The organism is Cupriavidus sp. H39 (genome assembly GCF_050271075.1).
GTDB lineage: Bacteria > Pseudomonadota > Gammaproteobacteria > Burkholderiales > Burkholderiaceae > Cupriavidus > Cupriavidus necator_B.
The window spans coordinates 1,493,189-1,519,456 of the sequence record NZ_CP189848.1 but is presented as its reverse complement, the minus strand read 5'-3'; the positions used below and the strand labels follow the sequence as shown (position 1 = coordinate 1,519,456).

23 protein-coding genes and 1 pseudogene are annotated in these 26,268 nt (G+C 68.9%); 8 read left to right on the top strand and 16 right to left on the bottom strand.

Features of this window, described 5'->3' with window-relative positions; all coding sequences use genetic code 11:
• Positions 1 to 6 precede the first annotated feature (6 nt).
• Genes ACOCMH_RS22495 through ACOCMH_RS22485 form a run of 3 tightly spaced genes read right to left on the bottom strand, consistent with a single transcriptional unit; the run spans position 7 to position 2,907 of the window.
• The gene (locus ACOCMH_RS22495) at positions 7 to 1,194 is read right to left on the bottom strand and encodes a mandelate racemase/muconate lactonizing enzyme family protein (protein WP_427313078.1); all 1,188 of its coding nucleotides are present in this window, start codon (positions 1,192 to 1,194) and stop codon (positions 7 to 9) included.
• Between the two features lie 12 nt (positions 1,195 to 1,206).
• Positions 1,207 to 2,193, bottom strand: coding sequence for a Bug family tripartite tricarboxylate transporter substrate binding protein (locus tag ACOCMH_RS22490; protein WP_427313077.1), 987 nt, complete (start codon positions 2,191 to 2,193; stop codon positions 1,207 to 1,209).
• A 60-nt stretch (positions 2,194 to 2,253) separates the two neighbouring features.
• Complete coding sequence (locus ACOCMH_RS22485; RefSeq protein ID WP_427313076.1) at positions 2,254 to 2,907, bottom strand: GntR family transcriptional regulator; 654 nt, start codon at positions 2,905 to 2,907, stop codon at positions 2,254 to 2,256.
• Positions 2,908 to 2,973: 66 nt separating this feature from the next.
• Here ACOCMH_RS22485 and ACOCMH_RS22480 point away from each other — a divergent pair, with 66 nt between their 5' ends.
• Positions 2,974 to 4,407, top strand: a complete 1,434-nt coding sequence (locus ACOCMH_RS22480) for an aldehyde dehydrogenase family protein (protein WP_427313075.1) — start codon at positions 2,974 to 2,976, stop codon at positions 4,405 to 4,407.
• A gap of 95 nt (positions 4,408 to 4,502) precedes the next feature.
• Positions 4,503 to 5,549 carry a porin gene (locus tag ACOCMH_RS22475; protein WP_427313074.1) on the top strand — a complete coding sequence of 349 codons (1,047 nt, stop codon included), beginning with the start codon at positions 4,503 to 4,505 and terminating at the stop codon, positions 5,547 to 5,549.
• Between the two features lie 14 nt (positions 5,550 to 5,563).
• Here ACOCMH_RS22475 and ACOCMH_RS22470 read toward each other — a convergent pair whose 3' ends face one another.
• The 5 genes and pseudogenes from ACOCMH_RS22470 to ACOCMH_RS22450 all read right to left on the bottom strand — a co-directional run bounded on the left by ACOCMH_RS22470 (position 5,564) and on the right by ACOCMH_RS22450 (position 11,251).
• Complete coding sequence (locus tag ACOCMH_RS22470; RefSeq protein WP_427313073.1) at positions 5,564 to 6,799, bottom strand: MFS transporter; 1,236 nt, start codon at positions 6,797 to 6,799, stop codon at positions 5,564 to 5,566.
• A 1-nt stretch (position 6,800) separates the two neighbouring features.
• On the bottom strand, positions 6,801 to 7,910 hold the full coding sequence (gene aroC, locus ACOCMH_RS22465; protein ID WP_427313072.1) for a chorismate synthase: 1,110 nt from the start codon (positions 7,908 to 7,910) through the stop codon (positions 6,801 to 6,803).
• An 85-nt stretch (positions 7,911 to 7,995) separates the two neighbouring features.
• A pseudogene (locus ACOCMH_RS22460) lies at positions 7,996 to 8,731 on the bottom strand (glutathione S-transferase C-terminal domain-containing protein).
• Positions 8,732 to 8,754: 23 nt separating this feature from the next.
• Positions 8,755 to 10,653, bottom strand: coding sequence for an MFS transporter (locus ACOCMH_RS22455; protein WP_427313071.1), 1,899 nt, complete (start codon positions 10,651 to 10,653; stop codon positions 8,755 to 8,757).
• A 151-nt stretch (positions 10,654 to 10,804) separates the two neighbouring features.
• On the bottom strand, positions 10,805 to 11,251 hold the full coding sequence (locus ACOCMH_RS22450) for a CBS domain-containing protein (RefSeq protein WP_171517272.1): 447 nt from the start codon (positions 11,249 to 11,251) through the stop codon (positions 10,805 to 10,807).
• 245 nt (positions 11,252 to 11,496) lie between these two features.
• Between ACOCMH_RS22450 and ACOCMH_RS22445 the strand changes: the two genes are divergently transcribed.
• From ACOCMH_RS22445 to ACOCMH_RS22435, 3 genes are all read left to right on the top strand, one after another.
• Positions 11,497 to 12,819 carry an O-acetylhomoserine aminocarboxypropyltransferase gene (locus ACOCMH_RS22445; protein ID WP_427313070.1) on the top strand — a complete coding sequence of 441 codons (1,323 nt, stop codon included), beginning with the start codon at positions 11,497 to 11,499 and terminating at the stop codon, positions 12,817 to 12,819.
• On the top strand, positions 12,819 to 13,643 hold the full coding sequence (locus ACOCMH_RS22440; RefSeq protein ID WP_427313069.1) for an alpha/beta fold hydrolase: 825 nt from the start codon (positions 12,819 to 12,821) through the stop codon (positions 13,641 to 13,643). The genes ACOCMH_RS22445 and ACOCMH_RS22440 overlap by 1 nt, the downstream gene beginning before the upstream one ends.
• 102 nt (positions 13,644 to 13,745) lie before the next feature.
• On the top strand, positions 13,746 to 14,063 hold the full coding sequence (locus ACOCMH_RS22435; RefSeq protein WP_427313068.1) for an Mpo1-like protein: 318 nt from the start codon (positions 13,746 to 13,748) through the stop codon (positions 14,061 to 14,063).
• A 459-nt stretch (positions 14,064 to 14,522) separates the two neighbouring features.
• Here the strand turns inward: ACOCMH_RS22435 and ACOCMH_RS22430 are convergent, their stop codons facing one another.
• Positions 14,523 to 15,869, bottom strand: a complete 1,347-nt coding sequence (locus tag ACOCMH_RS22430; RefSeq protein WP_427313067.1) for a YihY family inner membrane protein — start codon at positions 15,867 to 15,869, stop codon at positions 14,523 to 14,525.
• Between the two features lie 184 nt (positions 15,870 to 16,053).
• Between ACOCMH_RS22430 and wrbA the strand changes: the two genes are divergently transcribed.
• The 3 genes from wrbA to ACOCMH_RS22415 are packed head-to-tail and all read left to right on the top strand — an operon-like array spanning position 16,054 to position 18,498.
• Complete coding sequence (wrbA, locus tag ACOCMH_RS22425; protein ID WP_171517277.1) at positions 16,054 to 16,656, top strand: NAD(P)H:quinone oxidoreductase; 603 nt, start codon at positions 16,054 to 16,056, stop codon at positions 16,654 to 16,656.
• Positions 16,653 to 17,060: a DUF2069 domain-containing protein gene (locus tag ACOCMH_RS22420; protein WP_427313066.1), complete on the top strand. Its 408-nt coding sequence runs from the start codon at positions 16,653 to 16,655 to the stop codon at positions 17,058 to 17,060. The genes wrbA and ACOCMH_RS22420 overlap by 4 nt, the downstream gene beginning before the upstream one ends.
• A 19-nt stretch (positions 17,061 to 17,079) precedes the next feature.
• On the top strand, positions 17,080 to 18,498 hold the full coding sequence (locus ACOCMH_RS22415) for an FAD-binding oxidoreductase (protein ID WP_427313065.1): 1,419 nt from the start codon (positions 17,080 to 17,082) through the stop codon (positions 18,496 to 18,498).
• A gap of 10 nt (positions 18,499 to 18,508) precedes the next feature.
• On the opposite strand, the gene ACOCMH_RS22410 is transcribed toward ACOCMH_RS22415, so the two are convergent.
• The 7 genes from ACOCMH_RS22410 to ACOCMH_RS22380 all read right to left on the bottom strand — a co-directional run bounded on the left by ACOCMH_RS22410 (position 18,509) and on the right by ACOCMH_RS22380 (position 26,161).
• Complete coding sequence (locus tag ACOCMH_RS22410; RefSeq protein ID WP_427313064.1) at positions 18,509 to 19,357, bottom strand: N-formylglutamate amidohydrolase; 849 nt, start codon at positions 19,355 to 19,357, stop codon at positions 18,509 to 18,511.
• Between the two features lie 2 nt (positions 19,358 to 19,359).
• Positions 19,360 to 20,397, bottom strand: coding sequence for a porin (locus ACOCMH_RS22405; RefSeq protein ID WP_427313063.1), 1,038 nt, complete (start codon positions 20,395 to 20,397; stop codon positions 19,360 to 19,362).
• 165 nt (positions 20,398 to 20,562) lie between these two features.
• Complete coding sequence (locus tag ACOCMH_RS22400) at positions 20,563 to 21,522, bottom strand: ABC transporter ATP-binding protein (protein ID WP_427313062.1); 960 nt, start codon at positions 21,520 to 21,522, stop codon at positions 20,563 to 20,565.
• Complete coding sequence (locus ACOCMH_RS22395; protein ID WP_427313061.1) at positions 21,519 to 22,481, bottom strand: ABC transporter ATP-binding protein; 963 nt, start codon at positions 22,479 to 22,481, stop codon at positions 21,519 to 21,521. The genes ACOCMH_RS22400 and ACOCMH_RS22395 overlap by 4 nt, the downstream gene beginning before the upstream one ends.
• 10 nt (positions 22,482 to 22,491) lie before the next feature.
• A complete protein-coding gene (locus tag ACOCMH_RS22390) occupies positions 22,492 to 23,439 on the bottom strand; it encodes an ABC transporter permease (RefSeq protein WP_427313060.1) in 948 nt (315 codons plus the stop codon).
• 70 nt (positions 23,440 to 23,509) lie between these two features.
• Positions 23,510 to 24,481, bottom strand: a complete 972-nt coding sequence (locus ACOCMH_RS22385) for an ABC transporter permease (protein WP_427313059.1) — start codon at positions 24,479 to 24,481, stop codon at positions 23,510 to 23,512.
• Positions 24,482 to 24,511: 30 nt separating this feature from the next.
• On the bottom strand, positions 24,512 to 26,161 hold the full coding sequence (locus tag ACOCMH_RS22380; protein WP_427313058.1) for an ABC transporter substrate-binding protein: 1,650 nt from the start codon (positions 26,159 to 26,161) through the stop codon (positions 24,512 to 24,514).
• Between the last annotated feature and the right edge of the window lie 107 nt (positions 26,162 to 26,268).

The window sequence follows — 26,268 nt, the reverse complement described above, 5'->3', positions numbered from 1 at the left end:
TCCTTGCTACGATTGCGTCAGGCGTGCGCGGGTGCGCCGTGCCTGCAGATACGGGGTTTCCTGCGCAGTGCCGGGCTCCCAGCCGCCGGCCGGCAGCGCGACATTGCGCGCGCTCGGATGCGCGGCGATGAAGGCATGGTCCAGGCCGGTGCCGAGACCGGGGCCGTCGGGCACCACGATGTGGCCGTCGTCGGCCTGCAGCGTACGGGTGACGGCCTGCGCCTTGCCGGGCCAGTCCGGCTCCAGGCGCTCCAGAATGAGGCCATTCGGCGAGGTCGCGATCCAGTGCACCGCGGCGAATTCGGCCACCGGGCCGAGCGAGCCGGAATGCGGCGCCAGCAGCAGCGAGCGGGCTTCGGCCAGCGCGGCAATCTTCTTCAATTGGGTCGGCCCGCCGGTGCGGCCGGTATCGGGCTGGACGATGTCTACCAGGCCGCTCGCCATCAGCCGGTCGAACTCGGCCAGCGTGCCGAGCCGTTCGCCGGCGGCAAGCGGCAGCGCGACGCGGTCGCGCACGCGGCGCCAGCCGTGATCATCGTCGGGACCAACCGGCTCTTCCAGGAACAGCAGGTGCGCGCCTTCAAGCGCCCGCCCGACCGCCACGGCGTCGGCACCGGTCAGCCAGGCCGGACCGTGCAGGTCGACGATCAGGTCGATCTCCGGCCCGATCGCTTCGCGCACGGCCCACGCCCGCTCGACGATCTGCTGCGTGCCGCCGACCTTGACCGCGCGCACGCCGCGCGCCACTGCGGCGCGCGCGGTCTCGGCATCCTTGACGTGCGCGTAATAGGACACGCGCTGGCGCAGCGCGCCGCCGAGCAGGTCGTGCAGCGGGCGGCCCAGCGCCTGGGCCTTGATATCCCATAGCGCCGTGTCCAGCGCCGCCAGCGCTCCGGCGCCGACCACGCCGGTGTGGCCGTGCCCCATCAGCGCCACGCGCAGCTTCTGGTGAAGGCGCTCGGTCTGGAACGGATCCTCGCCCGCCAGCAATGGCGCCAGGTCCGGCATGCCGGCCGCGACCACGCGTGGCCAGCCGGAACCTTCGCCGATGCCGACCAGGCCTTCATCGGTGGCAATTTCGACGAACAGCCAGTTGCGCCCCGTCGCCAGCGCGCTCTTGCCCGCCCCGCCCCATGCCGTGTGGCTGGGGGCGCCGGCCTGCATAAGGTGAATGTTGACCTGCGTGATTTTCATCGTGTCTGGCGCTTATTGCGGCTTGATGTTCGCTGCCTTGATGAACCCGCTCCAGCGTGCCAGTTCGTCCAGGTAGAGCTTCTGGAAATCCGCCGGGGTCGCGCTGGCGGCGGGCTCCATGCCCATGGCCTGGGCCCGGGCCTGCACCGCCGGCTGGCGCATGGCCGCGTTGAGCGCCGCATGCAGCTTGTCGATGACGGCCGGCGGCGTGCCGGCCTTCACCGCCAGGCCCTGCCAGCTGCGGATATAGGTCTCCTTGGGCAAGCCCGCGGCCGGCGCCGGCGGCGCCTTGACGCCGCTTACCGCGGTGGCCTGCATCACCGCCAGGGGCCGCACCTTGCCCGAATCAATGTAGGACTTGAGCGTCCCCGAGCCCAGGTCGAACATCACGTCCACCTCGCCTGACATCAGGCCCTGCAGTGCTGGTGTACCGCCGCGGTAGGGAATATGCAGCGCCGGCATGTGCTCGGCGCGCTTGAGCAGTTCGAGCGCCAGGTGCGACGAGGTGCCGATGCCGCCGCTGCCGACCTTGACACCCCCCTCCAGCTTGCGCGACGCCGCGATGACGTCGGCCGCCGAACGGTACGGCGACGACGCTGCCGCCAGCATGAACACGGGCACGCTGGTCATCTGGCCCACCATCGCCAGATCGGTGCGCGGGTTGTAGGGCACGCCGATCAACGACGGATTGGTGGCGAGGTGGATGGCAGCGAAGATTACCGAATAGCCATCCGGCGCCGCGGCCAGCGCGGCCTGGGTGGCGATATTGCCCGAGGCGCCGCTGCGGTTGTCCACCACCACCGGCTGGCCCAGGGTCTTGGACATTTCCTCGGCGACCGCGCGCGCCATGGTGTCGGCCGCGCCGCCGGGGGCAAAGCCGACGATCAACTGGATCGGCCTGGACGGATACGGTGCGGGGGCAGCGCCGGCCGCATGGACCAGCCCGAGGGCTGCGGTGAATGAAAACGCTAGGCGCACGGCGCCCTTACCGAACTTCATGTCGGCTGTCTCCTGGTTCAGGTTTGGAACAGTTTCGTGGCGCCGCGCGGGCGCCACGGCTTAATGCGGTGTTTCGATCATGCGCAGCAAGTCGTCGCGCGCCGATTCGGCGTGCTCCAGTGCGATGCGCGCGGCCAGCGCGCCGTCGCCCTTGCGCACCGCTGCCACCAGCTTGCGGTGCTGGGCGATCACCGCGTCCTTGCGCTGCGGGCCATAGCCGAGCGAGCGGCGCAGCGCATCGACCAGGCTGGAGCGCGAACCGAGCACGTCCACGGCGGGCTGGTTGCCGGCCACCTGGTTGAAGACCCGGTGGAACTCGCGGTTTGCCGCCACGCTGGCGCCGGTGTCGTCGCCGCTGACGATGTCCTCGTAGTGCAGGCGCGCCGCCTCGATGCGCTCGATGTCCTGCGGCGTGGCCAGCGCCGCGACCTTGGCCGCGAGCATCTGCTCGATCGCCCCGCGCATGTCGTAGATGTTGGCGATGTACACCGCGTCGACCGTGGGGATCACCGCGCCGCGGTGCATCTGCATGTCGATGATGCCCTCGCCCTGCAGGTGCAGCAGCGCCTCGCGCACCGGGTTCAGGCTGACCTCGTAGCGCTCCACCATCTGCGCCAGCGTGATGTGCGCGCCGAGCGGCCAGATGCCGGCGGCAATGTCGGCGCGGATCTGTTCGCGCAGGCGGACGTAGGTGGGAGTGTTGATGCGTTGCATGGAGGGAAACCCGGTTGCGTTTGGTAAAGCACGAGCTTACTATACACTGGATTTTCCAAAATCCAAATGCGATATCAGAACTACATCAACGGCCGCTGGGTCGACAGCGAACAGCGTGAACCCAACCGCAATCCGTCCGACTTGTCGGATCACATTGGCGAGGCCGCGCTGGCCACCCCTGCGCTGGCGCAGGAGGCCGTCGCGGCAGCCAGCGCCGCGTTTGGGGCGTGGTCCGAAAGCCCCGTGCAGCTGCGGGCGGATATCCTCGATCGCGTCGGCAATGAAATCCTGGCGCGCCAGCAAGAACTGGGACAACTGCTGGCGCGCGAGGAAGGCAAGACACTGCGCGAGTCGATCGGCGAGGTGGTACGCGCGGGACAGATCTTCAAGTACTTCGCGCAGGAAGCGCTGCGGCCGCACGGACAGCTGGTGGCATCGGTGCGGCCGGGCATCGACGTTGAGGTCACCGCCGAACCGGTCGGCGTGGTCGCCATCATTACGCCGTGGAACTTCCCCATCGCCATCCCGGCGTGGAAGATCGCGCCGGCGCTGGCGTTCGGCAACTGCGTGGTGTTCAAGCCGGCCGAACTGGTACCCGGCTCGGCCTGGGCGCTCGCGGAAATCCTGTCGCGCAGCGGCTTGCCGGACGGCGTCTTCAACCTGGTGCTCGGCCGCGGCGCGGATCTGGGCCAGGTCCTGACCACCGCGCCCGGGGTCGCGGCAGTGTCTTTTACCGGGTCGGAAGCCACTGGCCGGCGCATTGCGCAGGCGCTTGGCGGCACCGGCACGCGCCTGCAACTGGAGATGGGCGGCAAGAACCCGCTGGTGGTACTGGGCGACGCGGACCTTGCCGTGGCGGTCGACGCCGCCGTGCAGGGCGCCTTCCACTCCACCGGGCAGCGCTGCACCGCGTCGTCGCGGATCATCGTGACCGCCGACATCCACGACCGCTTCGCCGCGGCGCTGCTTGAGGCGACGCAGCGGCTTCGCGTCGGCCATGCACTGGACCCGGCCACCGAGATCGGCCCGGTCGTCGACGCTGGCCAGCTCGAGAAGGACCTGCGCTACGTCGCCATCGGCCGCGAGGAAGGCGCCGTGCTGGCGTGCGGCGGCGAACGGCTGCAGGGCGCCAGCGACGGCTTTTATCTGTCACCGGCGCTGTTCCTGCAATGCGAGAGCGGCATGCGCATCTCGCAGGAAGAAATCTTCGGGCCGGTCGCGACGGTGCTGCGCGCGCGCGACAACGACCATGCGCTCGCGCTTGCCAACGACACCCCGTTCGGCCTGTCGGCGGGCGTGTGCACACGCTCGCTGGCGCAGGCGCGCCGCTTCCGGCGCCACCTGCGCGCCGGCATGGTGATGGTCAATACCGCCACCGCCGGCGTCGATTATCACGTCCCGTTCGGCGGCACCAAGGCCTCGTCATACGGCCCGCACGAACAAGGATGGGCCGCACGCGAATTCTTTACCGCAGGCAAGACCAGCTACATCCGGGCCTGACACCAACCACGGCCGATCACGGCCAACCCTTGTCCGCAGTACCGTCCGGGGCGCCTGCCGCCCTGGAAAATTCTTATATCCATCACGGAGACAACATGAAGAAACTCATCGTGCCGCTTTGCCTGGCATGCGGATTCGCAACGCCTGCCCTGGCTCAGAGCAGCGTTTCGCTGTACGGGCTCATCGACACCACGATCCGCTACACCACCCATGAGAACGCCGCCGGCGACGGCAAGGTCCAGATGGGCGACGGCGTACTCACCGGCACGCGCTTCGGCATGCAGGGCACCGAAACGCTCGGCAACGGCTACCGCGCGTTCTTCGTGCTGGAGAACGGTTTCCTGCCGGACACGGGCATGGCCTCGCAGGGCGGGCGGCTGTTCGGGCGCAAGGCTTTCGTCGGCCTCGGCGGGGATTTCGGCAGCCTCAAGCTGGGGCGGGACTTCACCGTGATCCATGAACTCATCGCCAGCTACGACACCATGGCGCTGCCCAACCTGGGCCTGATCGCGTTCCAGAGCGGCAACTACACCGGCGGCGTGCGGCAGGACAACATGCTCAAGTACTCCGGCGTATTCGGGCCGGTCACGGTCGCCGCGCAGCATGCCTTTGGCGAAGTCGCCGGCAGCTTCCCGGCGTCCTCGTCGACGGGCGCGAGCGTCACCTACAGCAGCGGCAACGTCAAGCTGGCCGGTGGCTACCAGATCATGCGCGACACGGCCACCTACTTCGGCACCGCCGTGCCCGTGAGCGACCAGCAGGTGTGGTCGGCGGGCGGCACCTATCGCTGGGGCAAGACCCTGTTCAACGCCGGCTTCACGCGCAGCACCTATGACCAGGCGGGCTATCGCGACAACGCCTACTACGCCGGGCTGAAGCACGCCTTCGACGATGCCTGGACGTTCTATCTCACCGGCACCTACGACCGCATGAAGATCAACGGCGACGGCGGCAACCGCTATACCGCGGCCATGATGGTGGACTACAACCTCAGCAAGCGCACCGATGTCTACCTCGAAGCCGATTACTCGTCGTTGACGGGGACGTGGCGCACGCTGGCGTCGCGGCCCAACTTCGTCACGCCGTTCTTCGGCCATGGCAACCGCATTGGCGTCACTACCGGGCTGCGCCACAAGTTCTGACGCCCTGGCCGGCTCTAACTGCCCGGCATGGTGTCGCCACGGCTGACTGCGCCGCCGGCGCCAGCCGGGCGGCCTTCCGCGCGAAAGCTCATCGCGGCGCAGCAGGCCCCGGCCGCCGCGGCGACGGCGGCGAGCCCGAAGGTATGCGCCGGCGCCAGCGCGTTCCAGGTCCAGCCCATCGCCAGCCCGCCCAGCGTGCCGCCGACGCCGTACGAGATGCCGGTGTACAGCGCCTGCCCGCGTCCCTGCAGCGGCCCGGCAAACCAGGCTTGCAGGCGCTTCAGGCTGGCGCTGTGGTGCGCGGCGAAGGTCGCGGCGTGCAGCACCTGCACCAGCGCCATCAGCCACACCCACTGCGCGAAGTAGCCGGTCAGCCCGAAGCGCAGCGCCGCCAGCACGAAGGTACCCGCCAGGATGGTGCGCAACGCAAAACGCGCGAACAGCAGGCCCTGGTAGTAGAAGAAGACGATCTCGGCGACCACGCCGATGGTCCACATCGCGCCGATGGCCAGCTTGCTGTAGCCCAGCGTCTCCAGCCACAGCGAATAGAACACGTAGAGCGCGGCGTGCGCGAACATCATCAGGAAGGCCGAGGCCAGGAACCAGGCCACGTCCGGGCGGCGCAGCAGCGGCAAGGCGCGCGGCGGCGTGGTGCGCGGGCCATCGTCGGCGGCATCGCGCATGGTCAGCACCACCCCGGCCAGGATCGCCAGCAGCACGCTCGCCACCCACGGGAACGCGCGCATGCCGACCGCCTCGAACAGCGCCCCGCCGGCCAGCACCGCCCCGATAAAGCCGAGCGAGCCGAACATGCGGATGCGGCCGTAGCTGTGGTCGAAGGCGCCGTGGCGGCGCAGCGTGGAAATGGTCAGGGCATCGCCCAGCGGCGACATCGCGCTGGTCAGCAGGCTCAGCGTCAGCATCATCGCCATCATGCCGCCGTAGCTGCCGACGCCGGGCAGCATCAGAAACGCCAGCAGCGACGTGAACGCGCTCACGCGCAGGATGCGCACGCGCGTGTGCATCACGTCGGACAGCCAGCCCCACAGGTAGGGGCCGACGATGCGGCTGACCTGGAAGCTCGCCATCAGCACGCCGATCTGCACGGGGTTGAAGCCGCGGTCGGCAAAGTACAGGCTGACGTAGGGCGAGATCAGGCCGACGTAGCCGTAATAGCCCAGGTAGAAGAGCCCGAAGCGGGCATAGTCGGGGCCGCCGGCCCCGCCGCCGCCCGCGCGGTGCGGCGTCAAGTCAGCGGGTCTGGCCGGCCTGCGCGGGGATGCGCGGCGTGTCGACGCGGACGTCGCCGCACTGGGCGCGGTTGCGCAGCGCGTGGTCGATCAGCACCAGCGCCAGCATGGCCTCGGCGATCGGCGTGGCGCGGATGCCCACGCACGGATCGTGGCGGCCGAAGGTTTCGACGGTAGCGGCATTGCCGCCCTTGTCGATCGATTCGCGCGGGGTGCGGATCGATGAAGTCGGCTTGATCGCCAGCGACACGGTGACGTCCTGGCCGGTGGAGATGCCGCCCAGCACGCCGCCGGCGTTGTTGGTGCGGAAGCCCGCCGCGGTCAGCTCGTCGCCATGGACGCTGCCGCGCTGCGCGACGCTGTCGAAGCCGGCGCCGATCTCGACGCCCTTGACCGCGTTGATGCCCATCATGGCGTGCGCGATATCGGCGTCGAGCTTGTCGAACAGCGGCTCGCCCAGGCCCACCGGCACGTGGCTGGCCACCACTTCGATGCGCGCGCCGACCGAGTCGCCGTCGCGGCGCAGCGCGTCCATATAGGTTTCCAGCTCGGGGATGATGTCAGCATTGGCGGCGAAGAACGGGTTCTCCGGGACATGCGACCAGTCGGTGAACGGCACCGCGATCTCGCCCAGCTGCGACATATAGCCCCGGATCTCGGTGCCGTACTGCTCGCGCAGCCACTTCTTGGCCACCGCGCCGGCCGCCACCACCGGCGCGGTCAGGCGCGCCGACGAACGGCCGCCGCCGCGATGGTCGCGAATGCCGTATTTCTGCCAGTAGGTGTAGTCGGCATGGCCCGGGCGGAAGGTCTCGACGATATTGCCGTAGTCCTTGCTGCGCTGGTCGGTGTTGCGGATCAGCAGGCAGATCGGGGTGCCGGTGGTCTTGCCTTCGAACACGCCCGACAGGATCTCGACCTGGTCGGGTTCCTTGCGCTGGGTGACGTGGCGCGAGGTGCCGGGCTTGCGGCGGTCCAGGTCGCCCTGGATATCGGCCTCGGTCAGCGCCAGCCCCGGCGGGCAGCCGTCCACCACCGCGCCGATGGCGGGCCCGTGCGATTCGCCGAAAGTGGTGACAGTGAAAAGCAGGCCAAGGGTGTTGCCGGACATGATGGAAACCGCACAGGAATTGGGGACGGCCTCCATTGTAAGGCCAATGGCCGGGCTCGGGCGCCCCCTGGCGGCACCTGCCGGGTCAGGCGGCGGCGCTCTGTGGCACCGGCTGCCCGGCCAGCTCAGGGTAGAACTCGGCCCGCATCCGCGCCATATAGGCCACCAGGTTGGCATGTCCCTCCGCCGCGGTGCGGATCGGGGTGTCGAATACGGGGCACAGCAGGCTGCCGGCAAAGGCAAACAGCGTGGCATCGGCCCCGCACGGCCGGTTGCCCATCAGGTAGCGCTTGTCGCCCAGGATATCGGCGATCGAGGTCACGCCCTTGCTGGCCAGCGCCACCAGCTCTTCCTCGCTATGCCGGCCCAGGCCCTGCCCCCACAGCGTCTTGCGCACCTTGTAGCGCACCAGCCGCTCGGCCAGGCCGCGCACCGGTGCCGGCACGCTGCGGAAGAACTGCGCCGGTCCCTTGTCGAAATTGGCCTGGTCCAGCCAGCGCACCCGCGCCACCGCCCAGTAGAGATGGTCCTCCATCAGCTTCTCGGCGGCCCAGGCGATGCCGCGCTCGGCCGGGCTCAGGCCCTCGTCGAAATCGATGTGGTAGGTCTTCTCGATATGCCAGCGGATCATGGTGGAATCGGCCACGATCCGGCCCATGTCGTCCAGGTACGGCAGCTTGCCCTTGGGCGCGCGCCGCAGGTTGCCCGGCCGCGCGTGGTACGGCAGGCCGGCCAGCTTGAGCAGCATCTCGGCCTTGGTGACGAACGGACTGGCATCGGGCAGCCCGAAGGCGGGGGCCGAAGGTATAGAGGGTAATCATCGAGATCGCCTTTTTTTCGTCAGCTAGCGCCAGTCGCCGCGCAACGCCTGCACCATCTGCTGCAGCCCTTCCGGGGTGGCGGCCTCGGGCGGCACCGGCTCGCCTACCACCAGCTCCAGCCGGTTCAAAATGCCGCGCCGGAACGGCCGCGACATCGCCGGCGCGCCCTTGCGCGAAAAGAAGCTGCCCCACAGCCCGCGCAGCGCCATCGGCACCACTGGCACCGGCGTGCGCCGGATGATCTGCTGCACGCCCTGCTTGAACGGATTGATGTCGCCGGTGGCAGTGATCTTGCCTTCCGGGAAGATGCAGACCAGGTCGCCCTCGTCCAGCGCCTGGGCCACGCTGTCGTAGGCGCGCCTGAGCATCTCCGGATCCTGGTGCGCCGGCGCGATCGGGATCGCCCGCGCCTGGCGGAAGAACCACGACAGCAGCGGCACCTTGAAGATGTTGTGGTCCATCAGGAAGCGCACCGGGCGCGGGCTGCACGCCATCAGCACCACCGCATCGGCAAAGCTGACGTGGTTGCACACCAGCACCGCCGGGCCGTCGGCGGGGATGCGCTCGGCGTTGATGCGGCGCAGCCGATAGAGGGTATGGACCAGGATCCACGCGATAAAGCGCAGCAGGAATTCCGGCACCAGCGAATAGATATAGACCGCCACCACGGCATTGAGCAGCCCCACCACCAGGAACAGCTGCGGAATGCTGTAGCCCGCCCGCGTCATCGCCACGCCGAGCAGCGACGCGGCGATCATGAAGAAGCTGTTCAGGATGTTGTTGGCGGCGATGATGCGGGCGCGGTGCGTCGGCGCGCTGCGGCTCTGGATCAGCGCGTACAGCGGCACGCTGTAGAAGCCGCCGAACATGGCCAGCAGGAACAGGTCGGCCAGCACGCGCCAGTGGTGCGGCGCGGTCAAAAAGGCGCCGATGCCGCTGAGCGCGGCCGGCGCCTGCCCCTGACTGGCAAAGTACAGGTCGACCGCGAACACGGTCATGCCGATCGAGCCGAACGGCACCAGGCCGATCTCGACATGGCGCCCGGACAGGCGCTCGCACAGCAGCGAACCGGTGCCGATGCCCAGCGAGAACACCGCCAGCAGCAGCGTCACCACGTTCTGGTCGCCGCCGAGCACGTCCTTCGCATAGCTGAAGAACGAGGTGAGGAAGGTCGCGCCGAGGAACCACAGCCACGAGATGCCGAGCAGGCTCAGGAACACGGTGCGGTTGCCGCGCGCCAGCACGAGGTTGCGCCAGGTCTCGGAAAACGGGTTCCAGTTGATGCGCAGGTCCGGCTGTGGCGCCGGCGACGCCGGGATCCGGCCCGACACCAGCCGCCCGCCTATGGCAATGGCCACGCACACCGCGCCCACGTACATCGGCCCGACGATGGTGCCGCCCTGCTGCAGGCCGGCCAGTTCGCCGCCGATCAGCGTCCCGATCAGGATCGCGACGAAGGTGCCCATCTCGACCAGCCCGTTGCCGCCGACCAGTTCGCTTTCGTCCAGGTGTTGCGGCAGGTAGGCAAACTTGACCGGCCCGAACAGCGTGGAATGCAGCCCCATCAGGAAGGTGCCGGTGTAGAGCAGCGGCGCGCTGTGCCACGCAAAGCCGGCCAGCCCCAGCACCATGATGGCGATTTCCAGCGACTTGACCAGCCGGATCAGCCGCGACTTCTCCAGCTTGTCGGCAATCTGCCCGCTGGTGGCCGAGAACAGCACGAACGGCGCGATAAAGATGGCCGAGATCAGGAACGCCGCGCTGCGCGCGTCGACGCCCTCGAACAGCGCCGTGTGGTAGGTCACCAGCGAGGTGAAGGCGACCTTGAACACGTTGTCGTTCATCGCCCCCAGGAACTGGGTCCAGAAGAACGGCGCGAAGCGGCGCAGGCCGAGCAGTCGGAACTGGCTGGGTTGGCTCATGGATGGGCCGGTCGGTCGGGCGACCGCCAACGGAAATGGAAACGCCGGCTAGTGTGCCGCAGCCGCGGCCTTGCCGCCACCTTGCCGCGGCCGGGTGGCGCCAACCGAGGGTATTTCCGCAGGCGGCTTCAGCCCGGGGAGCCCGGCGCCATCACTCGGCGCGCTCTTCCGGCCAGTCGCGGATATAGGCCTTGAGCATCTTGTTCTCGAAGCTCTGGTCCTCGACCACGGCCTTGGCGACGTCGTAGAAGGAGATCACGCCCATCAGCGTGCGGTTGTCGAGCACCGGCAGGTAGCGGGTGTGACGCTCCAGCATCATGCGCCGCACCTCGTTGACGTCGGTTTCCATGGTGCAGGTCAGCGGCGCATCGTCCATCACCTTGCGGATGCTGGTGGTGCCGACGTTGCCGTTGTTGCGCGCCAGCGTCTCGATGATCTCGCGGAAGGTCAGCATGCCGACCAGGTCGCCGTATTCCATCACCACCAGCGAGCCGATATCGTGCTCGGCCATGGTGTGCACGGCGACCAGCAAGGAGGTGTCAGGCGTCACGGTGTAGAGCGTATTGCCCTTGATCTGGAGGATGTCGCTGACTTTCATGGTGGTCTCCGCTGCCTGCGCTCTAACCGAGCTGAAACTGAGGGCATCGCCGCGGCCGCTGGCGCGGGCGATTCCGGTCACATTGTTTTCTGTCTGGGGGTGTGCGGGCGCGTTGCCCGTTGGCCGATGCTAGCCCAAACCCGCCGCCAAAGTAAAGCGGGAGGCCGGTTTGCGGGCCACCACCGCGCGTGGCCGGGCGCACGATGCTACGATGCTGGCCGGAGACAACTCAAGGCCGACCGACCATGTCCGGAACCCGTTTCGACACGCTGGCGCTGCACGCCGGCGCCGCGCCCGACCCCGCCACCGGGGCCCGCGCCACCCCGATCCACCTGACCACGTCGTTCGTGTTCCGCGACAGCGAGCACGCCGCGTCGCTGTTCAACATGGAACGCGCAGGGCACGTTTATTCCCGCATCTCCAATCCCACCGTGGCCGTGCTCGAGGAGCGCATCGCCGCGCTCGAGAACGGCGCCGGCGCCATCGCCACGGCCTCGGGCCAGGCCGCGCTGCACCTGGCGGTGGCCACGCTGATGGGCGCGGGCTCGCATATCGTGGCGTCGTCGGCGCTGTACGGCGGCTCGCACAACCTGCTGCACTACACGCTGCGCCGCTTCGGCATCGAGACCACCTTCGTCAAGGCGCGCGACCTCGACGCCTGGCGCGCCGCGATCCGGCCCGAGACCCGGCTGCTGTTCGGCGAGACGCTGAGCAATCCCGGGCTGGACGTGCTCGACATCCCGACCCTGGCGCAACTGGGCCAGGACCACGGCATCCCGCTGCTGGTCGATTCCACCTTCACCACGCCCTACCTGCTGCGGCCGTTCGACCATGGCGCCGGCCTGCTCTACCACTCGGCCACCAAGTTCCTGGGCGGCCACGGCACCACCATCGGCGGCGTGCTGGTCGAAGGCGGCACCTTCGACTTCGAAGCCTCGGGGCGCTTCCCGGAGCTGTCCGAGCCGTACGAGGGCTTCCACAACATGGTGTTCACCGAGGAAAGCACGGTGGCGCCGTTCCTGCTGCGCGCGCGCCGCGAAGGGCTGCGCGATTTCGGCGCGTGCATGAACCCGATGGCGGCGTGGCAGCTGCTGCAGGGGGTGGAGACGCTGCCGTTGCGCATGAGCCGCCATGTCGACAACACCCGCAAGGTGGTGCAGTTCCTGGTGTCGCATCCGATGGTGGAATCGGTGTCGTACCCGGAGCTGGAGTCTCACCCCGACTACGAACTGGCCAAGCGGCTGCTGCCGCGCGGCTGCGGCGCGGTGTTCAGCTTCAACCTGAAGGGCAACCGCGCTGCCGGCCAGCGCTTTATCGAAAGCCTGGCGCTGTTCTCGCACCTGGCCAACGTCGGCGACGCGCGCTCGCTGGTGATCCACCCGGCGTCGACCACGCACTTCCGCATGGATGCGGCCGCGCTGCAATCGGCGGGCATCACCGAAGGCACCATCCGGCTGTCGGTCGGCCTGGAAGATGCTGACGACCTGATCGACGATCTCAAGCGCGGCCTGAAGGCGGCCGAGAAGGCCATGGGCGCGGGTGCCGGCAACAAGGGAGGGCAAGCCTGATGGAACTGAACCTTGCCGGCCAGCCGGCCTACGCCTATACCGGCGGCAAACCCTTCGACCCCGCCCTGCCCTGCGCCGTCTTTGTCCACGGCGCGCAGAACGACCACAGCGTGTGGGCCCTGCAGACGCGCTGGTTTGCCAACCATGGCTTCTCGGTGCTGGCGGTGGACCTGCCTGGCCACAACCGCAGCAAGGGCGCGCCGCTGGCCACGGTCGAGGCCATGGCGGACTGGGTCATGGCGCTGGTGGCCGCCGCCGGCGTCAAGGCGCCGGCCCTGGTGTTCGGCCACAGCATGGGCTCGCTGATCGCGCTGGAATGCGCGGCGCGGCATCCGCAGGCGGTGCGCGGCATCGGGCTGCTGGCCACGGCGTATCCGATGAAGGTGTCGGACGCGCTGCTGGACGCTTCGCTAAACCGCGAGGGCGATGCCATCGCCATGGTCAATGCGTGGTCGCACTCGAGCCTCGCCAACAAGCCGTCGTCGCCGGGACCGGGCGCGTGGATGCATGGCGGCAGCCAGCGGCTGATGGAGCGCGTATCGCGCAATAACCCGCAGGCGCATGTGTTCTACAACGATTTCTCGGCCTGCAACGCCTATGCCCATGGCGAGGAAGCCGCCGCGGCGGCGACCTGCCCCGCGCTGTTTATCACCGGCAGCAAGGACATGATGACCTCGCCCAAGGCGGCTCAGGCGCTCGCCGGCAAGATGACCAGCGCCAGCGTGGTGACGGTCCCCTGCGGCCATGCGCTGATGGGCGAGCGCCCGGACGAGGTGCTGGATGCGCTGGCGGCGTTTGCGCGCAAGGTGGTGGCGGCTGGCTGACACACGGTCCCCCGGGGCGGCCTGCCACGCCGGCGGCCGTCCCCGCTACAGCCATGCGCTGAAGGTCTACACTGCAGCAAACCAGACCTGCCGGAGACAGCCATGGCCCATGCCCGCGCGCGCGAGTTTGAGAATTTCGCTGCTTTTTATCCCTACTACCTGAGCGAACACCAGAACCGTACTTGCCGGCGGCTGCATTTCGCCGGTTCGACAGTGGCGCTGCTATGCCTGGTGGCGCTGGTCGTGACCGGCAATGCCAGGTGGCTGCTGGCCGCGGTGGTGGCGGGGTATGCGTTCGCCTGGGTTGGGCACTTTGGGTTCGAGAAGAATCGGCCGGCTACGTTTCGGCATCCGGTTTATAGCTTGATGGGGGATTGGGTGATGTATTTGGATATTTGGCGGGGGAGGGTTTCTTTTTGATTGGCGATTGCTGTTGGTGACATGCTGTCGGCTTTTGAGCCGCCTGGTTCCGCCCTGCTGGGCGGGTCACTTTTTGTCCGAGCGACAAAAAGTAACCAAAAAGCGCGTTTACTGCCCTGCGGGCGGCATGTCTTATCGTAGTGTGCCTGGGGGTTTTCGTACGGGGCTTCGCTTCCTCACAAAGCTAGATTGCCTGCCGCAGGGGTGCGCGACGGTGGGTGGGGCGTTGAAGGGATGGTTGAACGAGCCCAGAGCGGTGGGTGGTCCCTGCTGCGGGCCTTGTCGTAGGAACGCCTTCGGCTGCGCTGCGCGCAAACGCCCAATGCCCGCCAGCGCCTATTGAACCTGCGCAGCAGCCGCAGGCGTCCCCGCGATACGGCCGGCAGCAGGCTGTCTACAGCCTCATTGGGATTGTTCAATAGCGGGGATCAAGCGCCAGCCAGCGAGCCTAATCAAGAATCAAACCTGCCCATGCCACCCCGGTGGCACCACCTCCAGCGCACGCCGCTGGCGCTGACCGTCGCCATCGCCCGCCGTGGGCGGCAAATCCACCGGCTGCTGCCGGAACACGGCTTCCAGCGTCTGGTCCAGTTGCGGATTATCGAGGACCGACTTGAGCGCATCGGCTCCGCGCAGATGCTGCGCCAGCGCCGTGCGCGGCAGCCGCGGCAGGTTCAGCACCAGTCGGTCATGCAGCATGCGCAGCGTGACCTGCGACGGGTCGCACAGCAGCGCCCAGTGGGCCTGGCCGCGCTCTTGCTGCAGGCGGCCGACCAGGTGCATGGCCTTGAGCTTGCCCAGCAGGCTGGCCAGGTAGTCGGCCTCGACCCGCAGCTTGCGGCTCAGGTCGAGCTCGCCGACGCTGCGCGGCACTTCATCGCGGGCGCGGTAGAGCAGCAGCAGCACGCCCAGCGCGTCGAAGAACTCGCTGCCGGCAAAGCTGCGGCGCCGCCAGTAGCCCTGCCGGATCACCGGCAGGTTGGCGGCGATGGTCGCCCCCAGCAGCGTCACCAGCCAGCTCAGGTAGATCCACAGCAGGAACAGCGGCAGCGCGGCGAAGGTGCCATAGACGGCGGTATAAGCGGGAATCTCGGTGATGAAATAGCCGAAGCCGCGCTTGGCGAACTCGAATGCCACCGCGGCCACCAGCCCGGCGACGATGGCATCGCGCCACTCGACATAGGCATTAGGCACCGCCGTGTACAGGAAGGCAAAGGCCAGCGCCGACAGCAGCACCGGCGCCGCGCCCACCAGCAGGCCCAGCCCCACTGGCATGGTGCCGACATAGCCCGCCGAGATCGAGATCAGGTAGGAACTGATCGACAGGCTCGCGCCGATCAGCACCGGCCCGAAGGTCAGCACCGCCCAGAACACCAGCACCCGCTGCGCCAGCGGGCGGCGCTGCTTGACGCGCCAGATCGCATTGAGCGCGTCTTCCACGGTCAGCATGGTCAGCACCGAGGTGACCATCAGCCCGCCCAGGCCCATCGCGGTCAGCCCGCGCGCGCTCTTGGCGAACATGCCGAGATAGCGCTGGATCGATTCGCTGACGTTGCCGGGGATCAGGTTCTGGAACAGGAACGCCTCGATGGCGTTGCGGAAATCGCGGAACACCGGGAACGCGGCCAGCAGCGCGAACGCCACGGTCAGCACCGGCACCACCGCCAGCACGGTGGTGAAGGTCAGGCTGGCCGAGACCTGCGGCAGCCGGTCTTCACTGGCGCGGCGCAGCGCGTAGCGCGCCAGGGCGCGTACCTTCTGCAGGTTCCACTCCCGGCGCAGGCGGGCGACGCGGGCTCCAATCATGCGCAAGCAACCTCCTGATCTGGTTGTTCGGATCGTCTGTCGAGTCTTTGGGCGGCCCCGTTGCGCGTGCAGCGCGAGGCCATCGGGAGATGGCGCGGGGGGCGCATCTATAATACGCGCATTGTTGCCGGCATCCTCCCGCATCACCCCTTCGCCGCCCTTTCACCGCCGGCCGTCCCGCTCCATGACCGAGATCCTCGTCCTGTACTACAGCCGCCACGGCAGCACCCGCAAACTTGCCGAACTGATCGCCACCGGCATCGACAGCGTTGCCGGCGCCCAGGCCCGCCTGCGCACGGTACCGCCGGTTTCGACCGTGTGCGAGGCCACCGCGCCCGATATCCCGGCCGACGGCCCGCCCTATGCCGAGTTGCGCGACCTCGAGGAATGCGCCGGGCTGGCGCTGGGCAGTCCCACCCGCTTCGGCAACATGGCCGCACCGATGAAGTACTTCCTCGACGGCACCGTGGCCCAGTGGCTGTCGGGCGCGCTCACCGGCAAGCCCGCCTGCGTCTTCACCGCCACCGGCAGCCTGCATGGCGGACAGGAGACCACGCTGCTGTCGATGATGCTGCCGCTGCTGCACCACGGCATGCTGATCCTGGGGCTGCCCTATTCCGAGAAGGGCCTGATGACCACGGCCTCCGGCGGCACGCCCTACGGCCCCAGCCACCATGCCCACGGCGACAACCGCGGGCCCGTCACCGAAGACGAATCGGCGCTGGCCCTGGCCATGGGCCGCAGGCTGGCGCAGACCGCGCTGCGCCTGGCCGGAGCGCAGGCATGACGGCCGCGGCGGACACCGACCAGGCCCTGCACAGCCCCTGGCTGTACCGGCTCAGCGCGGGCAGCCTGCTGGCGCTGCTGGTACTGTGCATTGCCTGGGAATGGTGGCTGGCCCCGCTGCGGCCGGGCGGCTCATGGCTGATCCTCAAGTTCCTGCCGCTGCTGCTGCCGCTGCGCGGCGTGCTCACGCGCAACCGCTACACCATGCAGTGGTCGTCGATGCTGATCCTGCTGTTCTTCACCGAAGGCATCGTGCGCGCCACCAGCGACCGCGCGCCCTCGTCCACGCTGGCGTGGGTGGAGGTGGCGCTGACGCTGGTGTTTTTCACCAGCACCATCCTGTACCTGCGTCCGTACAAGCGCCGCGCGCGCGCGGCCGGCAAGGCCGCCGCGCCCAAGCCCTGAATCCTCTCCCGCCATCGCCATGACCTCGCCTCAAGACTCCTTCCTCACGCTGTGCCGCGCCGCGCTGGGCCCGCAGCACGTGCTGACCGATGCGGCCGACCAGGCGCCCTATCTGACCGACTGGCGCAAGCGCTACCGCGGCGAGGCGCTGGCGGTGCTGCGTCCCGGCAGCACCGGGGAAGTCGCCGAAGTGGTCCATGCGTGCCACGCGCACAAGATTGCCATGGTGCCTCAGGGCGGCAACACCGGGCTATGCGGCGGCGCCACGCCGGTGGCGGGCCAGACGCAGGTCGTGATTTCGCTGCAGCGGCTGAACCGCATCCGGCAGGTCGATCCGCTGAACAACACCATCACGGTCGAAGCCGGCGTGGTGCTGCAGCAGTTGCAGGAGGTGGCGCGCGAGCACGGCCGCCTGTTTCCGCTGAGCCTGGCGGCCGAAGGCAGCTGCACCATCGGCGGCAACCTGTCGACCAATGCCGGCGGCACCGCGGTGCTGCGCTACGGCAACACCCGCGAACTCTGCCTGGGGCTGGAAGTGGTGACGCCATCCGGAGAAACCTGGCATGGCCTGCGCGGCCTGCGCAAGGACAACACCGGCTATGACCTGCGCGACCTCTTTATCGGCGCCGAAGGCACGCTGGGCCTGATCACCGCCGCGGTGATGAAGCTGTTCCCGCTGCCGCGCGCGTCGGTCACCGCGCTGGCCGCGGTGCAGAGCCCGCGCGCCGCGCTGGCGCTGCTCGCCATCGCCCAATCGCACGCGGGCGCCATGCTGACCGGCTTCGAACTGATGTCGGCGCTCAGCATGACGCTGGTGACGCGGCACTTCACGCAGCTGCGCTATCCGTTCGCGCAGATGCATCCGCAGCTGGTGCTGCTGGAACTGTCCGACGGCGAAAGCGAAGCCCATACGCGCGGCGTGTTCGAGACCATGATGTCGGCCGCCTTCGACGCCGGCGTGGTCACCGACGCGGTGGTGGCCGAATCGGTGCAGCAGTCGCGCGACTTCTGGAACCTGCGCGAGCATATCCCGCTGGCGCAGGTGGAAGATGGCAAGAACATCAAGCACGATATCGCCGTGCCGGTATCGCGCGTCGCCGACTTCATCGAGCACACCGACGCGCTGCTGCAGAACGCCTTTCCCGGCGCGCGCATGGTGACCTTCGGCCATCTTGGTGACGGCAACCTGCACTACAACGTCGCACCGCCCGCGGGCGTCGACCACGATGCGTTCCTGGCGCACCAGGACCAGGTCAACCGCATCGTGCACGACAGCGTACGCTCGCATAACGGCTCGATCTCCGCCGAGCACGGCCTCGGCCAGCTCAAGCGCGAGGAAAACCGGCACTACAAGAGCGAGGTCGAGCTGGCCATGATGCGGGCGATCAAGGGCGCGCTGGATCCGCTCGGGCTGATGAACCCCGGCAAGGTGATCTGAGCGCGCCCCCTCATCCGCGCAGTGCGGTGTGGATGTAGGCCGCGACATGCTCCAGCAGCTCGTCGAGATGGCCGCGCAGCGCCGCGAAGCCGGCATGCTGCGCCAGCGTGGCCTCGTCCATGTACAGCGCGCGGTTGATCTCGATCTGCAGGCTGTGCCGTCCTTGCGCGGGATCGGCATACGCGCGGATCAGTTGCGCGCCCTTGTACGGCCAGTTGACGCCCACCTTGTAGCCGAAGCCGCGCAGGCACTCCGCCACCAGCTCGACAAACCCCGCCGAACAAGTGGCGCCATCGCCGTTGCTGACGACAACATCCGGCCGCGCCGCGCCGTTGTCGACATTCATGGCATTGCCGCGCGATTTCATCGAATGGCAGTCGAGATGCCACACCGCGCCTGCGCGCGCATGGTGCTGCGCCAGCAGGCCGGACAGCGCGGCGTGGTACGGGTCGTAGTAGGTTTTGAGCAGGTATTCCGCCATGTGCGGCGACAGGGTCGCGGCATAGACCGGCACGCCCGGCAGCGCCAGCCGGCGCAGCACGCCCATGCCGCGCCCGGACTTGTCGCTGGGCCGCACGGCATAGGGCATGGCGCCATCGATCAGCTCGGGATCGATATCGTCGCGGGCGCGGTTGACGTCGACCAGCCAGCGCGGAAAATCCGCGCACAGCAAGGTGCCGCCCACCCGCGGCGCGTGCGCGAAAAGCTGGTCGACATAGGCGTCCCAGCCGCTCAGCAGGGCCTCGGGCGGTGCGGCGAGCGGCAGGGTCTCGACATGCAGCAGGCCGCTGTGCGGCGAGTCCACCACCAGCGGCAGTGCCGCCGCGGCCGGTTCAGTCAGCGTATAGGGAAGTGCCATGATCAGAATCTGTGCTGGATGCCCAGGCCGACCGTGGTCACGGTGTCGCCGGGCCGATGCGAGTTGGGATCCTCGCGGTCAAAGAAGACATAGGGCATGGTGCGCTTGCTCAGGCTGTAGCCGTAGCCGGCCTGCACCTTGCTGAGCCGGCCCTGCGGGTCGCGCTGCACCGCGCGCTGCATATAGTTCACGGTGAGCTGGTGGGCGCCGTAGGGCACGGTGAAGCCGACCAGCCAGTACGGCACGTCGGTACGCGTCGTCGCGGTGCCGGCGTAGCGGTCGCGCCCGACGATGCCGTACAGGTTGACGACGGTGAAGTCGTACGAAGCCGCGGCCTGCACCTTGTCGCGGAAATCATTGGCCACCAGGCCGCCGCGCTTGGCATCGCGCGAATAACCTAGGCCCGCGGCGAAGTTGCCGGCGGCGTAATTCAGGCCGAGGTCGAATTGCCGGAAATCGTCCTCCGCCTGCACCGGCGGCCGGGTGCTGGGCGTCGCCGGGTCGGGACCCGCCAGGTTCACCCGCGCCCGCACCGAGAAGCCGCCGAAGGTCGGCGTCATATAGCCAAGCGCGTTCGACACGCGGTTGCGCGCATTCAGCACCTTGGTGCCGATCGCGGTGGCGCCGGCATCGTGGATGGCGAAGTCGATGTTCTGCGTCACCTGCGAATAGATCGGCGAACCCACGATCGTCGCCGAATCCAGCCGCCCCAGCGCGATCGCGCCGAAGCCGCCTTGCAGGCCGACAAAGGCGTTGCGGAACTGCGGATTGGTGGCGACACCGTTGTCGGCGCCAAAGCCCTGCTCCAGGCCAAACGCCGCGCGCAGCCCGCCGCCCAGGTCTTCGCTGCCGCGCATGCCCCAGCGTGAAGCGTTGTCCGTCATCTGCGTGGCGCCGCCTTCCGGCGCCTTCTGGTATTCGATATCGGTGTCGATGCGGCCATACAGCGTCACCGTTGCGTCGGCCGCGGCCGACAGCAACGCCAGCGCGCCGCCGAGGCAGGCGCGTCCGAGTGCGCGCCGGGTGTGGATACCGTTCATGCTGCTGCTCCCTGTGCGTGGTCTGTCATGCAAAAAGCTCCCTTCTGTGGCCGCAACTGCCTCATCGCCTGCCCGCGCAGCGCGCACGCTCCCCCGCCATCCCGCGCAGGCGGGATGACACCGTTCAACAGGCAGCGTGAGCGGGGCGCGCCGGGCGGCGGCTATCTAGTCATTGAGGTGGCACGCGGACAGGCGGCCGCCGATATCGCGCAGCAGCGGCACCTGCGCCGTGCAGCGCGCGCTCGCGTGCGGGCAGCGCGGATGGAAGGCGCAGCCACCCGGCGGCGCCAGCGGGCTGGGCAATTCGCCGCGGATCGGCTGGTGCGCGGGAGGACTGGCGCCCAGGCGCGGCGCGTCGGCCAGCAGCGCGCGCGTATAGGGATGGTTGGGCGCCGCGAATACCTCGCGCGCGGGGCCGCTTTCGACAATGCGGCCCAGGTACATGATCACCACGCGGTCCGACATATGCTCCACCACCGCCAGGTTGTGGCTAATGAAGACGTAGGTCAGCGCGTGCTCGCGGCGCAGCTGCATGAACAGGTTGATGATCTGCGCCTGCACCGAGACGTCGAGCGCGGAGACGGCCTCGTCGCAGATCAGCAGGCGCGGGCGCAGCGCCAGTGCGCGCGCAATCGCCACGCGCTGGCGCTGCCCGCCCGAGAACTCGTGCGGAAAGCGCTCGGCGTAGCCCGGATCGAGTCCCACCTGCTGCAGCAGTTCGCCGGCGGCCGACGCGGCGCGCGAGCGCCTGACCAGGCCATGGTAGACCGCGCCTTCGGTGATGGCCTGGCCGATGCGCAGGCGCGGGTTCAGCGACGCATACGGGTTCTGGAACACCATCTGCACCGCGCGGTGATAGGCGGGCGAAGCGAGGTCGGCGCGCTGGCCCTCCCATGCGATGTCGCCGCCGGTCTGCGGCAGCAGGCCTGCCAGCATGCGGCCCAGCGTGGACTTGCCGCAGCCGGATTCGCCGACTACGCCCAGCACCTCGCCCTGGCGCACCTGCAGCGAGACATCATTGACGGCATGCACCGCCTGCGCCGGCTTGCCGGCCATGCGCGCGAGCAGTCCGGGCTTGAGCAGAAAGCGCTTCTGCAGGTTGTGCGCTTCGAGCATGACCGTCATGCCGCCTCCAGGGGATAAAAGCAGCGCAGCGTGCGGCCGCGCACAGTGGTTTCGACAGGGGTCGTGCCGCACGCGGCCTGCGCGCGCGGGCAGCGCGGCGCGAAGGCACAGCCCGGCGGCAGCGCGGCCAGCGCCGGCGCCGCCCCCGGAATCGCGCGCAGTGTGGCGCCGCGCATGGCCGGGGTAGGCAGCGAATCGAGCAAGCCGCGCGTGTACGGATGCAGCGGCCGCGCGATCAGCTCGGCGACCGGGCCCTGCTCCACCACCCGGCCCGCGTACATCACGCAGACGCGGTCGACCAGGTCCTTGACCACGGCCAGGTCGTGGCTGATCCAGATCGCCGCGGCGCCGGTCGCGCGCACCAGTTGCTTCATCTCGTAGAGGATCTGCGCCTGGATGGTGACGTCCAGCGCGGTGGTAGGCTCGTCCGCGATGATCAGGTCGGGCTGGTTGATCAGCGCGTTGGCGATCGCCACGCGCTGGCGCATGCCGCCGGACAGCTCGTGCGGGTACGCGCGCATGCGCTCCCGCGGCGCCGGAATGCCGACGCGCGCCAGCGCATCGACCGCCTGCGCCTGCGCCTGCGCGCGGCTGCGGCGATGGTGCACCAGCACGGTCTCGGCCAGCTGGTCGCCCACGCGCATGACCGGGTTGAGCGACATCATCGGGTCCTGGAACACCATCGCGATGCGATCGCCGCGCAGCGCCTGCCACTGGCGCGGCGAACACGCCAGCAACTCCTGTCCCTTGAAGCGGACCGAGCCGCCGGTGACGCGCCCGGGTGGATCCAGCAGGTTCATCAGCGAGAACGCCGTCACCGATTTGCCCGAGCCGGACTCGCCCACGATCCCCAGGATCTCGCCCGGCTCCAGCGCGAACGACACGCCATCGACCGCCTTGACCGAGCCATGCGCGAACGCGAAGCTGGTGCTCAGCCCGGAAACTTCCAGTAGTGCCATGCCGGGCTCCTTACGCTTCCAGCCGCGGGTTGAGCACGCGGCGCAGGCGGTCGCCCACCAGGTTGATCGAGCCGATCAGCAGCACCAGGGCCACGCCCGGGAACACGCTGATCCAGTACTTGTTCGACAGCATGTATTCGAAGCCATTGGCGATCAGCATGCCCAGCGACGGCTGCGTGCGCGGCAGGCCGATGCCGAGGAAGCTCATGGTGGCCTCCAGCGTGATCGCATGCGCAATCTGCAGCGTGGCGGTCACCACCAGCGGCGCCATGCAGTTGGGCAGGATATGGCGGAACATCACGCGCAGCGCCGGCAGCCCCTGGCCGAGCGCGGCCTCGACATACTCCTTGCGCCGCTCCACCTGCGCCGCGCCGCGCACGGTGCGGGCAAAGTAGGCCCACTGCACGATCACCAGCGCCAGCAGGGTCTTGTCCACGCCCTGCCCCAGCACCGCCAGCAGGATCAGCGCCACCAGCACCGCCGGCAGGCTCAGCTGCAGGTCGACCACGCGCATGATGGCGGCGTCCGCCATGCCGCCGAAATAGGCCGCGGCCAGCCCTACCGCGCTGCCCACCATCAGCGCCACCACCGCGCTGATCACGCCCACGCCCACGCTGATGCGGATGCCGTAGAAGATGGCGCTGAGCAGGTCGCGCCCGGCGCCGTCGGTGCCGAGCCAGTAATGCGCCTGGTCGTCATAGCCCGTGCTGCCCGGCGGCAGTTCGGCATCGATCACCGACACCGTGGCGAGGTCATAGGGGTTCTGCGGGCTGAGCGCATGGGCCAGCACGGCCACCAGCAGCAGCGCCAGCAGCAGCGCGAGCGCGGCGGCGGAAACGCGATTGCCGCAGAAGCGCCGCAGCAGCGAAGGCCGTGCCGGCGGCGCGGCGGCGGGCGCCGGCGCGACCGCGGGCAACGCGGGACCGGCTTCATCGGTTTCGGATAGAGGCAGGGACATCGGTTCAGTCTCGTTCTTCAGTCTTCGGCTTGCGGCCTTCGATTGCGGGGAATGGATGCGGCGGTGCGGGCTAGGCCGCCTTGTGCCGCAGGCGCGGGTCGAGCACCACGTACAGCAGGTCGACCACCAGGTTCAGCACCACGAACAGCAGCAGCGTGACCAGCAGGTACGCCACCACCACCGGGCGGTCCAGCGCCAGCACCGAATCGATGATCAGCTTGCCCATGCCGGGCCAGGAGAACACCGACTCGGTCACCACCGAGAACGCGATCAGGTGGCCGAACTCCAGCCCGACCACGGTCACGATCGGGATCAGCACATTGGGCACCACGTGGCGCAGCACCAGCCGCGCGCCGCCAACGCCCTTGGCGCGCGCAAACTTGATGTACTCCTGCCCCGCCACCTCGCGCGTGCCGGCCTCGGTCAGCCGCGCCACCAGCGAGATCTTGAACAGGGACAGGGTCAGCGCCGGCAGCAGCAGGAAGCGGATGCCCTCCCAGCTGGTCACCGACAGCGGCACGCCCAGCACCGTGCTGACCGGCCCGCGCCCGCCCGACGGCAGCCAGCCCAGGTTCACCGAGAACACCAGGATGCCGATCATGCCGATCCAGAAGGTCGGCATGATCACGCCGCCGAGCGATGCCGCCATCAGCACCCGCGCCAGCCGGCTGTGCGGCTTCAGGCCGGCATAGACGCCCATCGGGATGCCGATGCCCAGCGACAGCAGCAGCGCCGTCACCGCCAGCTCCAGCGTGGCCGGCACGCGGCTGACGATCAGCTCGATCGCGGGCCGGTTGTAGACAAAGGAATCGCCGAGGTCGCCGTGCAGCGCGCCCGCGAGAAAACGCAGGTACTGGCGGGTCACGGGCAGATCCAGGCCGAGCGCATGGCGCGCTTCGGTGATCTCCTGCTCGGTGGCGGTGGGGCTGACCAGCAGGTGCACCGGATCGCCGATCAGGTTGACCGCGCAGAAGGTCAGCACCGACATGATCCACAGCACCGCAACGCTCTGCAGCAGCCGTTTGAGTAGGGTTTCAAGCATAGGAGGAAGGCGGGATACGGGGTGGCGTGGTCAGCGTTGCGGAAGGGCCGGCGATGCCGGGCGGATATTGCCGGCATAGGTGAAGCCGTCGCTGCGCGGCTGCACGGCGAGCCCGTCGCGATAGGCCCAGGCGGCGCGCAGGTGATGCAGCGGCACGATGCCGGCGTCGGCCGCGAGCCGTTCCGCCGCGCCTTGCTGCGCCAGCTCGCGCGGGGCCGGCGCCATGGTGCGCATGGCCTGCCCGATCAGTGCGTCGACGGCGGCGTTGGCATAGCCGCTGCGGTTGTTGGCCCCCAGGCCGGCGGCCTTGTCCTGCGCATGCGCCACCGCGACCAGCGGCTCCAGCGAATCGCCGCTGACCGCGCCGATGCCAAGCAGGAAGGCGCTGAACTCGGGCTTGCCGCCGGCGCCGCCGGAGGTGGCACGGGTGATATAGACCGAATACGGCAGCGTGCGCACCTCGGTGCGGATGCCGGCGCGGGTCAGCATCTGGCCGACCGCCTCGCAGGTCTTGGCGTCGTTCAGGTAGCGGTCGTTGGGGCAATGCAGCGTCAGGCGGAAGCCCTCCGGATAGCCGGCCTGCGCCAGCAGCCAGCGCGCCCGGGCCACGTCGGCGCGCGGCGCCGCCACCGCCGGGGCGAAGCCGAAGAAGCCCTGCGGCACCATCTGCCCGGCCGGCACCGAATCGCCCTTGGTCACGCGCGCCGCGATCAGGTCGCGGTCGATCGCCAGGCTGATCGCCCGCCGCACCCGCGCATCGCGCAACGGGTTGGCGGCCAGCGGCTGGCCCGCGTGGTCGCGCACATAGGGCGACACCGCACGGGCCTGGTCCAGCTGCAGGTAGTTCAGCATGTACGAGGTGGCGGAAACGGTGCGGATGCGGCCATTGGTGCGCGCAAAGGCTTCGGCAATGCTGGCCGACGAGGCGTCGATCACGTCCACCAGCCCCGACAGCAGCGCCGAGGCCCGCGCCGGCTCCTTCGGGATGAACTGGAACACCACTCGCTGCCATGGCTGCGGCCCGCCCCAGTAGTCCGGATTGCGCGACAGCGTCAGCTGCTGGCCATGCTCCCACGCCACCAGCCGGTACGGACCGGTGCCGATGGCGGCATTGCCATGGGCGAAATCGGCCTCGCGCACGGCGGGGCCGAGCGAGCGCGGCAGCATCGCCACCATCCCGATGTTCTGCGGCAGCACCGGGTTGGGCGAGCGCGTGCGCACCCGCAAGGCCAGCGGCCCCGTGACCTCTACCGCCGCGACCGACTTCAGGTAGGTGCGGAAGGTGCGCGCGCCCGGCAGCGTCATGGCGCGCTCGACCGAATAGCGCGCGTCTTCGGCGGTAAACGGCTCGCCATTGCTGAAGCGCACCCCGGGACGCAGCTGGAACTCCCAGGTGCGGTCATCCAGCTGGCGCCAGGCGGTGGCCAGCAGCGGCACCGGGCGCAGCGCGTTGTCCAGGCCGACCAGGGTCTCGTACACATGGCCCCACAGGTTGCGCCCCGCGGCGTCGAGCACATGGGGATCCGCGGCGCTGATCTCGGCCTTGTAGCCGATGCGCAGGTCGGCGGCCGGGGTGGCCGGGGCGGCGTGCGCGCCCGCGAGCAGCGCCGCGCTGGCCAATAGCGCGACCAGCGCAGCGGCAGCGATGCGCGACGCCAGGTTGACGACAGGACTGGGCATGGTGGGGGTTCGTTTCCCGAAACTTTGTTTCATTCAGTGATACCGTGTATCGAAGGATAAGACATCGAGCCCCCTGCCGTTAAGCAGGGTTTACCCCCGCGAGGCGC

Coding starts and splice junctions, on each gene's coding strand:
- ACOCMH_RS22495 (WP_427313078.1), bottom strand. CDS start 1,194: ATGAAAATCACGCAGGTCAACATTCACCTTATGCAGGCCGGCGCCCCC.
- ACOCMH_RS22490 (WP_427313077.1), bottom strand. CDS start 2,193: ATGAAGTTCGGTAAGGGCGCCGTGCGCCTAGCGTTTTCATTCACCGCA.
- ACOCMH_RS22485 (WP_427313076.1), bottom strand. CDS start 2,907: ATGCAACGCATCAACACTCCCACCTACGTCCGCCTGCGCGAACAGATC.
- ACOCMH_RS22480 (WP_427313075.1), top strand. CDS start 2,974: ATGCGATATCAGAACTACATCAACGGCCGCTGGGTCGACAGCGAACAG.
- ACOCMH_RS22475 (WP_427313074.1), top strand. CDS start 4,503: ATGAAGAAACTCATCGTGCCGCTTTGCCTGGCATGCGGATTCGCAACG.
- aroC (WP_427313072.1), bottom strand. CDS start 7,910: ATGTCCGGCAACACCCTTGGCCTGCTTTTCACTGTCACCACTTTCGGC.
- ACOCMH_RS22455 (WP_427313071.1), bottom strand. CDS start 10,653: ATGAGCCAACCCAGCCAGTTCCGACTGCTCGGCCTGCGCCGCTTCGCG.
- ACOCMH_RS22450 (WP_171517272.1), bottom strand. CDS start 11,251: ATGAAAGTCAGCGACATCCTCCAGATCAAGGGCAATACGCTCTACACC.
- ACOCMH_RS22445 (WP_427313070.1), top strand. CDS start 11,497: ATGTCCGGAACCCGTTTCGACACGCTGGCGCTGCACGCCGGCGCCGCG.
- ACOCMH_RS22440 (WP_427313069.1), top strand. CDS start 12,819: ATGGAACTGAACCTTGCCGGCCAGCCGGCCTACGCCTATACCGGCGGC.
- ACOCMH_RS22435 (WP_427313068.1), top strand. CDS start 13,746: ATGGCCCATGCCCGCGCGCGCGAGTTTGAGAATTTCGCTGCTTTTTAT.
- ACOCMH_RS22430 (WP_427313067.1), bottom strand. CDS start 15,869: ATGATTGGAGCCCGCGTCGCCCGCCTGCGCCGGGAGTGGAACCTGCAG.
- wrbA (WP_171517277.1), top strand. CDS start 16,054: ATGACCGAGATCCTCGTCCTGTACTACAGCCGCCACGGCAGCACCCGC.
- ACOCMH_RS22420 (WP_427313066.1), top strand. CDS start 16,653: ATGACGGCCGCGGCGGACACCGACCAGGCCCTGCACAGCCCCTGGCTG.
- ACOCMH_RS22415 (WP_427313065.1), top strand. CDS start 17,080: ATGACCTCGCCTCAAGACTCCTTCCTCACGCTGTGCCGCGCCGCGCTG.
- ACOCMH_RS22410 (WP_427313064.1), bottom strand. CDS start 19,357: ATGGCACTTCCCTATACGCTGACTGAACCGGCCGCGGCGGCACTGCCG.
- ACOCMH_RS22405 (WP_427313063.1), bottom strand. CDS start 20,397: ATGAACGGTATCCACACCCGGCGCGCACTCGGACGCGCCTGCCTCGGC.
- ACOCMH_RS22400 (WP_427313062.1), bottom strand. CDS start 21,522: ATGACGGTCATGCTCGAAGCGCACAACCTGCAGAAGCGCTTTCTGCTC.
- ACOCMH_RS22395 (WP_427313061.1), bottom strand. CDS start 22,481: ATGGCACTACTGGAAGTTTCCGGGCTGAGCACCAGCTTCGCGTTCGCG.
- ACOCMH_RS22390 (WP_427313060.1), bottom strand. CDS start 23,439: ATGTCCCTGCCTCTATCCGAAACCGATGAAGCCGGTCCCGCGTTGCCC.
- ACOCMH_RS22385 (WP_427313059.1), bottom strand. CDS start 24,481: ATGCTTGAAACCCTACTCAAACGGCTGCTGCAGAGCGTTGCGGTGCTG.
- ACOCMH_RS22380 (WP_427313058.1), bottom strand. CDS start 26,161: ATGCCCAGTCCTGTCGTCAACCTGGCGTCGCGCATCGCTGCCGCTGCG.